Annotated in this window: 13 protein-coding genes; 7 read left to right on the top strand and 6 right to left on the bottom strand. The window is 50.9% G+C overall.

The window, feature by feature from the left end:
• Positions 1 to 78: 78 nt before the first annotated feature.
• Both I2D83_RS09965 and I2D83_RS09960 read left to right on the top strand, forming a co-directional pair.
• Complete coding sequence (locus I2D83_RS09965) at positions 79 to 384, top strand: PTS lactose/cellobiose transporter subunit IIA (RefSeq protein ID WP_005967750.1); 306 nt, start codon at positions 79 to 81, stop codon at positions 382 to 384.
• A gap of 167 nt (positions 385 to 551) precedes the next feature.
• A complete protein-coding gene (locus tag I2D83_RS09960) occupies positions 552 to 1,931 on the top strand; it encodes a carbohydrate porin (RefSeq protein WP_205948019.1) in 1,380 nt (459 codons plus the stop codon).
• Positions 1,932 to 2,009: 78 nt separating this feature from the next.
• Here I2D83_RS09960 and ruvB read toward each other — a convergent pair whose 3' ends face one another.
• From ruvB to aspS, 6 genes are all read right to left on the bottom strand, one after another.
• Positions 2,010 to 3,020, bottom strand: coding sequence for a Holliday junction branch migration DNA helicase RuvB (gene ruvB, locus I2D83_RS09955; RefSeq protein WP_015840065.1), 1,011 nt, complete (start codon positions 3,018 to 3,020; stop codon positions 2,010 to 2,012).
• Positions 3,021 to 3,027: 7 nt separating this feature from the next.
• Positions 3,028 to 3,645 carry a Holliday junction branch migration protein RuvA gene (gene ruvA, locus I2D83_RS09950; RefSeq protein WP_205948018.1) on the bottom strand — a complete coding sequence of 206 codons (618 nt, stop codon included), beginning with the start codon at positions 3,643 to 3,645 and terminating at the stop codon, positions 3,028 to 3,030.
• A 91-nt stretch (positions 3,646 to 3,736) separates the two neighbouring features.
• Positions 3,737 to 4,258, bottom strand: a complete 522-nt coding sequence (gene ruvC, locus I2D83_RS09945) for a crossover junction endodeoxyribonuclease RuvC (protein WP_015840063.1) — start codon at positions 4,256 to 4,258, stop codon at positions 3,737 to 3,739.
• Positions 4,259 to 4,321: 63 nt separating this feature from the next.
• A complete protein-coding gene (locus I2D83_RS09940; RefSeq protein ID WP_015840062.1) occupies positions 4,322 to 5,065 on the bottom strand; it encodes a YebC/PmpR family DNA-binding transcriptional regulator in 744 nt (247 codons plus the stop codon).
• A gap of 23 nt (positions 5,066 to 5,088) precedes the next feature.
• Positions 5,089 to 5,532 (bottom strand): dihydroneopterin triphosphate diphosphatase, encoded by a 444-nt coding sequence (gene nudB, locus I2D83_RS09935; RefSeq protein ID WP_010275904.1) that lies wholly within the window; start codon positions 5,530 to 5,532, stop codon positions 5,089 to 5,091.
• Position 5,533: 1 nt separating this feature from the next.
• Positions 5,534 to 7,330, bottom strand: a complete 1,797-nt coding sequence (gene aspS, locus I2D83_RS09930) for an aspartate--tRNA ligase (RefSeq protein WP_181828429.1) — start codon at positions 7,328 to 7,330, stop codon at positions 5,534 to 5,536.
• Between the two features lie 474 nt (positions 7,331 to 7,804).
• On the opposite strand from aspS, the gene I2D83_RS09925 reads away from it, so the two are divergent.
• The 5 genes from I2D83_RS09925 (at position 7,805) to cmoB (ending at position 12,374) form a co-directional block, all read left to right on the top strand.
• Positions 7,805 to 9,022 carry an EAL and HDOD domain-containing protein gene (locus tag I2D83_RS09925; protein WP_015840060.1) on the top strand — a complete coding sequence of 406 codons (1,218 nt, stop codon included), beginning with the start codon at positions 7,805 to 7,807 and terminating at the stop codon, positions 9,020 to 9,022.
• 91 nt (positions 9,023 to 9,113) lie between these two features.
• The gene (locus tag I2D83_RS09920) at positions 9,114 to 9,926 is read left to right on the top strand and encodes a DUF72 domain-containing protein (RefSeq protein WP_080516295.1); all 813 of its coding nucleotides are present in this window, start codon (positions 9,114 to 9,116) and stop codon (positions 9,924 to 9,926) included.
• 152 nt (positions 9,927 to 10,078) lie between these two features.
• Positions 10,079 to 10,474: an MAPEG family protein gene (locus I2D83_RS09915; protein ID WP_014915147.1), complete on the top strand. Its 396-nt coding sequence runs from the start codon at positions 10,079 to 10,081 to the stop codon at positions 10,472 to 10,474.
• A gap of 173 nt (positions 10,475 to 10,647) precedes the next feature.
• On the top strand, positions 10,648 to 11,391 hold the full coding sequence (cmoA, locus tag I2D83_RS09910; protein WP_182099630.1) for a carboxy-S-adenosyl-L-methionine synthase CmoA: 744 nt from the start codon (positions 10,648 to 10,650) through the stop codon (positions 11,389 to 11,391).
• Entirely contained in the window at positions 11,388 to 12,374 is a 987-nt protein-coding gene (cmoB, locus tag I2D83_RS09905; RefSeq protein WP_180776933.1) for a tRNA 5-methoxyuridine(34)/uridine 5-oxyacetic acid(34) synthase CmoB, read from the top strand. Before cmoA ends, cmoB begins: the two co-directional genes overlap by 4 nt.
• The last annotated feature ends 122 nt before the right edge of the window (positions 12,375 to 12,496 follow it).

The following is a 12,496-nucleotide window of genomic DNA, read 5'->3' as shown; positions in this document are numbered from 1 at the left end:
CGATCTGAATGCTATTTAAGAACGTGGCATGAAAAATATGTGCTGCGAATATTTGGTCACATAAAAATAGGTCATATGATGATTACATTAGAAGATGCAGTAATGGAAATTATCGTCAATGCGGGGCAGTCACGCAGCCTGTGCTTTGAGGCGCTGCACGCTGCACGTAAAGGCAACATTGATGAAGCTAAAAATCTGTTGAAAGAAGCTGATGGCTATGCGCGTAAAGCTCACCACATGCAGACCCAACTGATCGAACAGGATGCAGGAGAAGCCAGACAGCCGATGACATTAATTATGGTTCACGCTCAAGATCATTTAATGACATCGCTACTTGCTCGAGAATTATCAGAAGAAATTATTCATCTTTATCAACGGCAATAATAAAAATAACAAATACCTCTTAAAGGGAGGATCGATTACGTCAGTTATTTAATTACGTGATGCTGTAAAAAATAACAATCACCTTGTTCTGAACATCGTGTCATTATTCACGCTACTCAGAACGGGATGGTTATTGTCTGAAAATAACTTACCGAATTGAGATGATTATGACAAATTGCAAAAAACTTCCAGTTACGCTGGCGGTTCTGGCTGCCCTTTGCTCCGGTTCCGCATTCGCACAAGAAACAATTACTCAGGAGCAATTAGATCGCATCGTTGCTCAAGCCGTGGAAAAAGCGCTGGCGGAGCGTCAAGCCAAATTAGACGCCATCGCCAGTAAACAAGTCGATCCGCTGACCACGCCGGATGCCCCCAAGACGCCTGATATGGCGATCCCCTACGGGATCAACTTCACCGGTTACGCTCGCTATGGCGCGCAATTCCAGAGTGGTGACCAGAAATACGTTGCGGTTGACGGCTCCTACAATGGTGCTTCCGCGCTGGGTCGTCTGGGCAACGAAGGCAACGGCGGTGAATTCCAGCTTTCCAAGGCCTTCAAGAGTGACAACGGCGCAATCTGGGATGTGGTCGTGATGATCGACCACTGGGGTGACGAAGTTAACCTGAAAAAAGCCTATGCCGGCGTCACCAACCTTTTTGCTTCCCAGCCAAATGCCTACCTCTGGGCAGGGCGTGATTTCCACCAGCGTCCACAGCAAGGTATCAACGACTATTTCTGGATGAACCATGACGGTCAGGGGGCGGGGATAAAGAATTTTGAACTTGGTGGTATTCAATTTGATGTGGCGGCCGTCGGTGCCGTAGAGTCCTGTAATCCTCAGGTTATAACCAATAATTCGAACCCCTCACGCATCAGCTGTACCGGTGGCTCCGGCACGGGCGATAAAGGTAATTACGCACTGACCTCCAAAATACATGGCATTAAGCTGGGGGCGTTAGATCTTGCGTTGTACGCGAACTACGGTTTTGATTCAAAAGCAGTGGATAACAATGCGCGCCTGAAAGCCTGGCAAGGCGGTGCGGTCTTGAGCCACACAGGAAAAAATAGCCTTAATCAATTTATTACTCGCTACTCGAATCATGCGGACAACAGCGTTTACAACAAAACGGATAACCTGAAAACCTTCTATGCCAGCTTCGAAGGTAAATACAAATTCACACCGCAGACGCAGGTCGAATATCTGCTTGCCTACCACGACTACTCGAACGACTCAGCGAGTCAGGACGACCGTCGTAACTACAATGCCATCGTTCGACCCATGTATTTCTGGAATGATGTGCATTCTACCTGGCTTGAAGCAGGCTATCAGCACGTGGATTACGGTCAGGGCGGTGATAACAAAGGGTGGAAACTGACGCTTTCGCAGAATGTCTCGATCGCCATGGGGCCGGAATTCAGACCGATGCTGCGCTTCTATGTGACTGGTGGGGAAGTGGATAACAAGCATACCGCGCGGACAACGACTGGCGTCAACACGAAACTCGATTCGTTCAACGTCGGGGCAATGTGGGAAGCCTGGTTCTAATCACATACATTCAGGGAGACTCCGGTGGTCTCCCTGAATCTGGCAAAACCTCTATGAGGCGCTATGTAGAGTTACTCGTTAGCCCAAATCTTCGCGCGTTAAGCCAAAATGCCGATAGGCATGTTGCGTCGCCATCCGACCGCGCGGCGTACGCTGAATAAACCCTTGCTGAATCAAAAACGGTTCCAGCACGTCTTCAATGGTTTCACGCTCTTCGCCAATGGCAGCCGCTAAATTGTCCAGCCCGACGGGGCCGCCCATGAATTTATCGATAATCGCCAACAATAGCTTACGGTCCATGTAGTCGAACCCTTCGGTATCCACCGCCAGCATATCCAGCGCCTGCGTTGCCACAACTCCGGTAATCGCCCCTTCCGATTTAACCTCGGAAAAATCGCGTACCCGGCGCAATAGCCGATTAGCAATACGCGGCGTGCCCCGCGCGCGGCGAGCAACTTCCAGGGAGCCTTCCGGCGTCAGATCCAATCCCAGACACTGTGCGCTGCGGCCAACGATATACTGCAAATCCGCCACATTATAAAACTCCAGACGTTGCACAATGCCAAAACGATCGCGCAGCGGCGAGGTTAACGACCCCGCACGCGTCGTTGCGCCAATCAGTGTGAAAGGAGGCAGATCGAGTTTAATCGAGCGAGCCGCGGGCCCTTCGCCGATCATGATATCCAGTTGGTAATCTTCCATCGCCGGGTACAGCACTTCTTCCACTACGGGCGAGAGGCGATGGATTTCATCAATGAACAGCACATCATGCGGTTCGAGATTGGTCAGCAGCGCAGCAAGATCGCCTGCTTTTTCCAACACCGGACCCGACGTTGTACGCATATTCACGCCCATCTCATTAGCGACAATATTCGCCAACGTCGTTTTACCCAGTCCGGGAGGACCAAAAATCAGCAGATGATCCAGCGCATCCCCACGTTTGCGGGCGGCTTGAATGAAAATTTCCATCTGCTCACGCACCTGCGGCTGGCCCACATATTCGTTCAGCAGCTTAGGACGCATCGCTCGGTCGAGAAATTCTTCTTCAGGAATAGCGTCAGCGGAAATTAAACGATCGGCTTCTATCATGAATACCTCACAGCGCCGCGCGCAGTGCATCCCTGATCAGGGTTTCACAGTCGGCCTCAGGGCGCGCAATCTTGGAAATCATGCGGCTAGCTTCCTGCGGTTTATAGCCCAGCGCAACCAGTGCTGCTGCGGCTTCCGCTTCGGGATCGCTGGCACGGCTTTCTGTACTAGCCGGCGATGCGAGCGGAATATCGCTGACCGGATTAAACAGATCGCCGCTCAAGCCCTTGAAGCGATCTTTCATTTCAACAACCAACCTTTCCGCCGTTTTCTTACCTACGCCCGGAAGTTTAATCAACGCACCGATTTCTTCGCGCTCAACCGCGCTGACAAACTGCGTCGCGGACATCCCGGAGAGAATCGCCAGCGCCAGCTTCGGTCCAACGCCATTCACTTTGATCAGCTCGCGGAACAGCGCCCTCTCCTGCTTATCATTAAAACCGAACAGCAGTTGCGCATCTTCGCGGACCACGAAATGGGTAAAGATAATCGCTTCCTGATTGAGCTCAGGGAGTTCGTAAAAGCACGTCATCGGCATATGGACTTCGTAACCCACGCCGTTAGCTTCTATCAGCACCTGCGGCGGCTGTTTTTCCAGGATAATGCCTCTGAGACGACCTATCACGTTGCGCTTCCTTTTACTTAGGGAATGAATGGCTTGAAGTATGACGAGTATATAACATAAAAAAGGCTGGATGAATATCCAGCCTCCTGTTTCAGCGCAGTCGTCCTGCCAGCGGGTTCACTTTCGCCGCCGATGTACGCAGCAGGCTTTGGTTAAAATGACAGTGAGTGATGGCAATCGCCAACGCATCGGCGGCATCCGCCTGCGGGCTGGCCGACAATTTCAGCAGCGAGCGGACCATATGCTGCACCTGCTTTTTATCCGCCGCGCCCGTTCCCACCACCGTTTGTTTAACCAAACGCGCCGCATACTCAAACACGGGTAGGTCCTGATTGACTCCCGCGACGATAGCCACACCGCGCGCCTGCCCCAGCTTCAAGGCTGAATCCGGGTTTTTCGCCATGAAAACCTGCTCAATCGCCATACAATCTGGACGAAATTGCGTAATGATTTCACTGACGCCAGCGTAAATCAGCTTCAACCGCGTGGGCATATCATCCACCACGGTACGGATACAGCCGCTGCCGAGATACGTCAGGTGGCGCCCCTGCTGACGGATAATGCCATAGCCCGTCACGCGAGAACCGGGGTCAATGCCAACTATTATTGTCATCGTGTCGCTCCGTCGATTCGCGCGTGTGGGTAACTGCTTCTACTTTGCATTACCGACCTGCCATTACAGCAGTTCAGCCACCTCATCGGAGATTTCACCGTTATGGTAAACCTCTTGCACATCGTCGCAGTCTTCCAGCATGTCAATCAGACGCATCAGTTTCGGTGCCGTTTCTGCATCCATATCCGCCTTGGTGGATGGAATCATCGACACTTCAGCTGACTCGGCTTTCAGGCCCGCCGCATCCAACGCATCTTTCACGTTACCGAACGTTTCCCACGGCGTGAAGACGTCAATCGCACCGTCGTCATACGTCACGACATCATCAGCACCTGCTTCTAACGCCGCATCCATCACTGCATCTTCATCCAGACCTGGTGCGTAAGAAATAACGCCTTTCTTGGTGAAAAGGTATGAAACGGAACCATCAGTCCCCAGATTCCCACCCGTCTTCGTGAACGCGTGACGCACTTCGGAAACGGTACGGTTACGGTTGTCACTCAGGCACTCCACCATGACAGCAGTGCCGCCCGGGCCGTAGCCTTCATAAATGATGGTTTCCATGTTGGCATCTTCGTCACCGCCGACGCCACGGGCAATCGCGCGGTTCAGGGTATCGCGCGTCATGTTGTTGGACAGTGCTTTATCGATCGCTGCGCGCAGACGCGGGTTAGAACCGGGATCGCCACCGCCCAGACGGGCTGCGGTAACCAGTTCGCGGATAATCTTGGTAAAGATTTTACCGCGTTTGGCGTCCTGTGCTGCTTTACGATGCTTTGTGTTAGCCCACTTACTATGACCTGCCATAAAAATCTCCGAAAAAAGCCTGTTCAGGCCGGATAAATAACAAATTCCTCAATCGCCTGCCGGTTGCTCCAGGACTTGGTCAACTGTGCCGCGTGGGGCACATCCAACCACTGGTAGGCAAGATGCTCGGATAATTGCACCTCGCGCTCAGCAGGTAACGCCAGACAAAACCAGTGTTCGGTATTGTGCGTAACCCCCGGCGCATAGCGACGTCTCAAATGAGCAAATAGCTCAAACTCAATACAGCGCTGACAATCAAAGAGTGATAACGCTTCCGCGGATATATCAATGTTCACTTCTTCTTTGACTTCACGCTGTGCGGCATACGGCGCGCTTTCCCCTTCTTCTATACTGCCGGTTACCGACTGCCAGAATTCGGGATCGTCACGCCGTTGCAACATCAGCACCCGTCCGGTGTCACGGGCATAGATCACCACCAGAACCGAAACGGGTCGCTTGTATACCATCTTATTCGTTCTCGGATTTTCCATCCTGAGCCGCTTTCCCTTTCACGACAACCGCAATGGCAAGCTCTTCCAGCGAGGCCGGGTTGGCGAAGCTTGGCGCTTCCGTCATCAGGCACGCTGCAGCCGTCGTTTTCGGGAAGGCGATAACATCACGAATGTTATCGGTGCCCGTCAGCAACATCACCAGACGGTCAAGGCCAAACGCCAGACCCGCATGCGGCGGCGTACCATATTTCAACGCATCCAGCAGGAAGCCAAATTTCTCACGTTGCTCTTGTTCGGTAATGCCCAGAATGCTGAACACAGTTTGCTGCATATCACCGTTGTGAATACGTACCGAACCACCGCCCACTTCATAACCGTTAATCACCATGTCATAGGCATTGGCAATCGCCGAAACCGGGTTGGCAGCCAGCTCAGAAGGCAGCATGTCACGCGGCGCGGTAAACGGGTGGTGCATCGCAGCCAATCCGCCTTCACCATCTTCTTCAAACATTGGGAAATCGACGACCCACAGCGGTTCCCAGCTGTCGTCTTTCGTCAGGCTCAAATCGCGGCCCAGTTTGAGACGCAGCGCGCCCAGCGCATCGGTGACCACTTTCGCGCTGTCTGCGCCAAAGAACAGAATGTCGCCATCTTGCGCGGCAGTACGATCCAACAACGCTGACAGCATGTCTGCATTCAGGAATTTCGCTACCGGGCTTTGAACGCCTTCCAGACCTTTAGCACGCTCGTTGACCTTGATATAAGCCAAACCTTTCGCGCCATAGATTTCAATAAACTTGCCATATTCATCAATCTGCTTACGGCTCAGCTGTGCGCCACCCGGTACGCGGATAGCGGCAACGCGGCCTTTGGCATCGTTTGCCGGGCCGGAGAACACTTTAAAGTCGATGTCTTTAACCAGATCGGCAACGTCAACCAGTTCCAGCGGGTTACGCAGGTCTGGCTTATCGGAACCGAAACGACGCATCGCCTCTGCGAACGTCATGATCGGGAAATCGCCCAGATCGACGCCTTTCACGTCCAGCCACAGTTCACGCACCAGTTTCTCCATCACTTCACGCACCTGCGGCGCGGTCATGAAAGAGGTTTCCACATCGATCTGGGTAAATTCTGGCTGTCTGTCAGCACGCAGGTCTTCGTCACGGAAGCATTTGACGATCTGATAGTAACGGTCAAAACCGGACATCATCAGCAGCTGTTTAAACAGCTGTGGAGACTGCGGCAGCGCATAAAATTTACCTTTATGTACGCGGCTCGGCACCAGATAGTCGCGCGCGCCTTCCGGCGTCGCCTTCGTCAGCATTGGCGTTTCGATATCCAGGAAGCCGTGCTCATCCATAAAGCGACGAACAAAACTGGTAATACGGGCACGCGTTTTCAGGCGCTGCGCCATTTCAGGACGGCGCAAATCGAGATAACGGTATTTGAGACGAGCTTCTTCAGTGTTGGTTTGATTTGAATCCAACGGCAGCGCTTCAGAGCGGTTAACGATCGTCAGGGCGTTGGCAAAAATCTCGACTTCACCCGTCGCCATATCTTTGTTGATTTGGCTTTCTGGACGGGCGCGTACTACACCGGTAAGTTGGATGCAGAACTCGTTACGCAACTCGGATGCCAGTTTAAATGCGTCCTGACGGTCTGGGTCAAAAAACACCTGAACCAGCCCTTCGCGGTCACGCATATCAATAAAAATCAAACCACCCAGATCGCGGCGGCGGTTAACCCAACCGCACAATGTCACTTCCTGGCCCACATGGGACGAATTCAACTGCCCGCAATAATTAGTACGCATCACGATGTCCTTTTACTCATCCGCCAGCTCACACGTTTCACGGTAGATCACTTTTCACGGTAGATCACAGCACAAAAACAGTGGCATTTTCGCTGCACGGTATGGTTTTTCTGGGTTACTGTCCGGTGAAAAAAGGCGGCTATTATAAAGGATATTCGCCCGAACGATAAGCATGAAGGTAACGCTCTGCGACGCAGCCGCCTACTCTTTTTATGAAATTTCCTTTCCGGTTAACGAAATGTTCACCAATCAGCACTGAGTTGTTGCAAAAGTGAGCGTCCGAAAAACCGCGACGCCTCAGCCCAAAGAGACAGAACTCACCAATACGCACAGCGTGAGGATTTACGGAAACCGACCTTCTCTTTTAATAAAACCTGCTAAAATTACCAAGTAACTGCTTATTTTTATAAAAATTTTAATAAAAAACGCATTCCCATTATTGGCAAATGCGTATGGTTTACATGGAGAACAACTATGTATTCATTTGTTGCCCGCCAACCTATTTTAAATCAACACCTCCAAACCGTTGCCTACGAACTCCTTTTTCGCATGGACGTCACCAATAGATTTCCTGACGTCAGTCCTGAGTTTGCAACCGCACAGCTCATTTCCGATCAATTTTTAACTAATCCGCTGACAAAATCCGTGGCTGAGCAGCCTTACTATATTAATTTTCCCCACCAGATGCTGATCAACGGTCAGGCTGAAGTCCTGCCACAGGAAAAGGTCGTTATCGAGATTCTGGAAAATGCGATCCCCGACAACGATCTCTTTGTCGCCGTAAAAAAACTAAAAAGAAAAGGCTTCAGAATTGCACTGGATGATTTTTCGATGGATTCAGATTGGGATCGATTTTTGCCTTACATCGACATCATCAAATTTGATTTAACCTTGTCGACGTTTGGTGATATTGAAAATTTCATCAACAGAACTGCACAGCGTAAATTAACCTATCTGGCCGAAAAAGTAGAAACACATGAGCAATATCTGCAAAGCAAAAAGCTGGGTATCTCACTATTTCAGGGGTATTTTTTCAGCCATCCAGAGATGATCAGATCGAAAAAACTGGTCAATAACTCCAGCAATACCATCAGGCTACTGAGAGAAGTCAATAAGCCTGAAATCAACTATGCCACGATCGAAGAATTGGTCTGTGCCGATCTCTCGCTTTATTATAAATTGATGCGCCACATCACCAATATCAAATACAACACCCGCTTTGGCATTACCGCGACATCAATGTCTTTCCGTTCCATGGCAATGCTCCTTGGGCAACGGGAGCTTAAACGTTTTGTCTCATTGATCAGCATTACTAATAGTAACGAAAATAAACCCAGCGAGCTTTATCGTACCAGCTTAATTCGCGCCAGATTCTTCGAATTATTGTATGCCTCTTTTAATGTGAAGGAGGATACCACCGATGCATTTTTGTGCGGATTATTGTCACTGCTTGATGCCGTATTAGATTCGCCGATGCCTCTATTGCTCTCGCAAATCGCCCTATCGGAAAAAATTAACCAGAGCTTATTAGAAAATACTGGTGAGCTGGCGGTTTATCTGACGTTAATTTCTAAATATGAACAACAAGAATGGGAAGAACTTGAGCAACTTTTAATCCAGTTGGGTATCGATGAAGAAAACTTCTTCACCATGATCATGGAGGCAACACAGTGGGCGGATGAGATTTTATAAACGATTTCTCTCGGCTCACTCGCGCAGTCCTGACAATTACGCGATAATCACCGCCATCCTACGTGAAGCTCAATGAAGTTATGGTGCGATGATGTACATCGGATTACCACAATGGCAGCATTCTGCCTGGAGTCGGTTGGGGTTAAACGATCTTGCTGATTACAGCCGCTATTTTACCTGCGTGGAAGGGAACACGACCTTTTATGCGTTGCCTTCACGCGAGGTTGTCTTACGCTGGCGTGATATGACGCATGATGACTTTCGTTTTTGCTTCAAGTTTCCCTCAACGATCAGTCATAAAGCTGCCCTACAAAATTGTGACAGCGATGTCAGCCTCTTTTATCAATGCCTGGAGCCGATTGAACACCGTATCGGACAGCTCTGGCTGCAACTCCCTGCCGCCTTTGGTCCCTCGCAGTTGCCCGTTCTGTGGCGTTTTCTTGATGCTTTGCCGCAGGGGTTCGGCTACGGCGTGGAAGTTCGTCATCCGCTGTTTTTTGCCAAAGGCGATGAGGAGCGCGCACTGAATCAGGGGCTACAGCAGCGTGGCATTAATCGCGTGATTCTCGACAGTCGACCGGTTCATCATGCCGCGCCAGACAGTGCCGCCATGCGTGAAGCCCAGCGTAAGAAGCCTCGCGTGCCGGTACACGCCGTGCTCACGGCCACACAGCCGCTGATCCGCTTTATCGGTAGTGAAACGCCGGAAGAAAATCTTCGCTGGTTCGAGTCATGGCGTAACAAGCTGCCGCAGTGGCGTGAAGCCAATCCTTTCTTTTTTATTCACACGCCGGATATCGGTGATGCCCCGCCGCTGGCACAACAGCTTTGGCCGTTACTCGCCGAGATTGACCCAACCTTGCCACCCCAGCCGGATTGGCCACAGCAGGCGACGCTCTTTTGATCCACCAACTGACGGGTGTTAGCCCGTTTGGTTATAAACCCTTTCGCAACGCAACGCATTTCCGCTAAAAAAATCGGCCTTTACAGGCGACAGTTGCGTTAGGGAAAGCTATTATTCTGCAAGCCGTTTTCGGTTAGGTTACGGAGTAAAACATGGTAAGTGCGCTCTATATCGTGCTTGGCGCAATCTTGTTGATAAAGCTGTCTATTGATGTTGTGAAGCTCAGAATGCAGTATCGCGTTGCATACGGCGACGGCGGATTTTATGAATTGCAAACGGCGATCCGGGTACATGGCAATGCGGTCGAATATATCCCGATTGCGGCGATTTTGCTGGTGCTGATGGAAATGAACGGCGCCCTTATCATCATGATCCATTTTTGCGGTATTTTATTGATTACCGGACGTTTAGTTCACTACTACGGCCTCCGGCACCGTGAATTTCGCTGGCGGCGTTCAGGTATGGCAGCAACCTATGCCTCACTCATCCTGATGATTGCAGCAAACCTCTATTATCTCCCCTGGGATCTGGTTTTCACGCTGTATTGATAGCGGAAACAAGCACGATGCCTGCCCTCCCGGTCGTACGAATCTTTATGCGCCCGGGAATCAAAAAACGCGTCCACACTATGCGTCTACACAATGTGAAAGGTGAAGGCCACGGTGTATTCTGCTAGAATATGCCCTCTTTAATTACTATCACTCTCAGTGCACCTTCTGCCATGCCAAACCGCGATATGCTTTTTTCTGTGCCAATTGCCAATTTAGGCGACTGGACATTCGACGAACGCGTTGCTGACGTCTTTCCCGATATGATCCAACGTTCTGTACCCGGCTATTCCAACATCATCTCGATGATTGGCATGTTGGCAGAACGGTTCGTCCGCCCGGATAGCCACGTCTACGATCTAGGATGCTCGCTGGGTGCAGCTACGCTGTCCATGCGACGCAATATCCATGTTCCAGGTTGCAAAATTATCGCGGTAGACAATTCCCCGGCCATGGTGAAACGCTGCCGCAGCCATATTGACGCTTTTCGTTCCGACACTCCCGTCGAGATTATAGAAGCCGATATTCTGAACATTGATATCGAAAATGCGTCTATGGTGGTGCTGAACTTTACGCTTCAGTTTTTGGAACCTTCCCAGCGACAGGTGCTCATCGAACGTATTTATCAGGGATTAAATCCCGGCGGCGTGCTCGTCCTCTCTGAAAAATTCAATTTTACGGACAAAGACGTCGGCGAATTACTGTTTAACATGCACCTCGACTTCAAACGAGCAAATGGCTACAGCGAGTTAGAAATCAGTCAGAAACGCAGTATGTTGGAAAACGTCATGCTGACCGATTCGGTAGAAGCCCATAAGGCTCGGCTGGCAAGCGCCGGTTTTGAGCACAGCGAAGTTTGGTTTCAATGTTTTAATTTTGGTTCGTTATTAGCCGTGAAAGCAGAGGAAAAGGCGTGATCGATTTCGGCAATTTTTATCAGCAAATCGCAAAAGGCCCGCTCAGCCACTGGCTTAACACGCTGCCTTCACAGCTCAGCAGTTGGCAGCAGGAATCCTTGCACGGTAAGTTTAAACTCTGGTTTAACTCGCTGGAACATCTCCCCTCGCTGACGCCAACCACTCTGGATTTGAACGACAGCGTCACTGCGCGCATGGAACCCGATATTTCAGAGGGGCAGCGTGAAGGCATTGAAAAGCTGCTGCGTAACCTGATGCCCTGGCGTAAAGGCCCCTTTTCGCTTTACGGTGTGGATATCAACACGGAATGGCGTTCTGACTGGAAATGGCAGCGTGTACTCCCGCACATCAGCCCGTTGAAGAATCGCCTGATTTTGGATGTAGGCTGCGGCAGCGGCTATCACCTGTGGCGGATGGTCGGTGAAGGCGCCACGATGGCGGTCGGTATCGACCCTATGCAATTATTCTTATGTCAGTTTGAAGCTGTACGTAAACTGCTCGGTGACGATCAACGGGCGCACGTTTTACCACTCGGCATTGAGCAACTCCCCGAACTGGCGGCGTTTGACACGGTGTTTTCGATGGGCGTGCTGTATCACCGCCGTTCCCCGCTCGATCACCTGTGGCAATTAAAGAATCAACTGGTGGCGGGGGGTGAACTGGTGCTGGAAACGCTGGTCATTGAAGGCGATGAAAACCAGGTGCTGGTACCGGGAGAACGCTACGCGCAAATGCGCAATGTGTATTTCATTCCTTCTGCTGCGGCCTTGACCACATGGCTTGAAAAATGCGGCTTTGTTGATGTCCGCGTCGTCGATGTCTGCACAACGACAACGCAGGAACAGCGGCGGACAGACTGGATGATCACAGAGTCACTGGCGGAATTCCTCGATCCTGAGGATCCGTCAAAAACGGTGGAAGGCTACCCCGCACCGGTACGCGCCGTCTTGGTTGCACGTAAACCCGGCATCTACCAACCCTAAATGACTGCATGCGACAAAAAAAGCCCCAGCAACACGCTGGGGCCTGGTACTTGCCATGCAAACCGAATGGTATGCTGCGCGGCAAAATCGAAGAATGACGATGTCGTGTTGATTGCAATGCT

It is taken from the genome of Pectobacterium aroidearum (assembly GCF_015689195.1).
Taxonomy (GTDB): domain Bacteria; phylum Pseudomonadota; class Gammaproteobacteria; order Enterobacterales; family Enterobacteriaceae; genus Pectobacterium; species Pectobacterium aroidearum.
This window is presented reverse-complemented; position numbering and strand designations above follow the sequence as displayed.

Excerpts from the sequence above, each read along its gene's own strand:
- ruvB (WP_015840065.1), bottom strand. The coding sequence starts at position 3,020 with ATGATAGAAGCCGATCGTTTAATTTCCGCTGACGCTATTCCTGAAGAA.
- I2D83_RS09940 (WP_015840062.1), bottom strand. The coding sequence starts at position 5,065 with ATGGCAGGTCATAGTAAGTGGGCTAACACAAAGCATCGTAAAGCAGCA.
- I2D83_RS09960 (WP_205948019.1), top strand. The coding sequence starts at position 552 with ATGACAAATTGCAAAAAACTTCCAGTTACGCTGGCGGTTCTGGCTGCC.
- ruvC (WP_015840063.1), bottom strand. The coding sequence starts at position 4,258 with ATGACAATAATAGTTGGCATTGACCCCGGTTCTCGCGTGACGGGCTAT.
- I2D83_RS09965 (WP_005967750.1), top strand. The coding sequence starts at position 79 with ATGATTACATTAGAAGATGCAGTAATGGAAATTATCGTCAATGCGGGG.
- cmoA (WP_182099630.1), top strand. The coding sequence starts at position 10,648 with ATGCCAAACCGCGATATGCTTTTTTCTGTGCCAATTGCCAATTTAGGC.
- I2D83_RS09920 (WP_080516295.1), top strand. The coding sequence starts at position 9,114 with ATGTACATCGGATTACCACAATGGCAGCATTCTGCCTGGAGTCGGTTG.
- nudB (WP_010275904.1), bottom strand. The coding sequence starts at position 5,532 with ATGGTATACAAGCGACCCGTTTCGGTTCTGGTGGTGATCTATGCCCGT.
- I2D83_RS09915 (WP_014915147.1), top strand. The coding sequence starts at position 10,079 with ATGGTAAGTGCGCTCTATATCGTGCTTGGCGCAATCTTGTTGATAAAG.
- I2D83_RS09925 (WP_015840060.1), top strand. The coding sequence starts at position 7,805 with ATGTATTCATTTGTTGCCCGCCAACCTATTTTAAATCAACACCTCCAA.
- aspS (WP_181828429.1), bottom strand. The coding sequence starts at position 7,330 with ATGCGTACTAATTATTGCGGGCAGTTGAATTCGTCCCATGTGGGCCAG.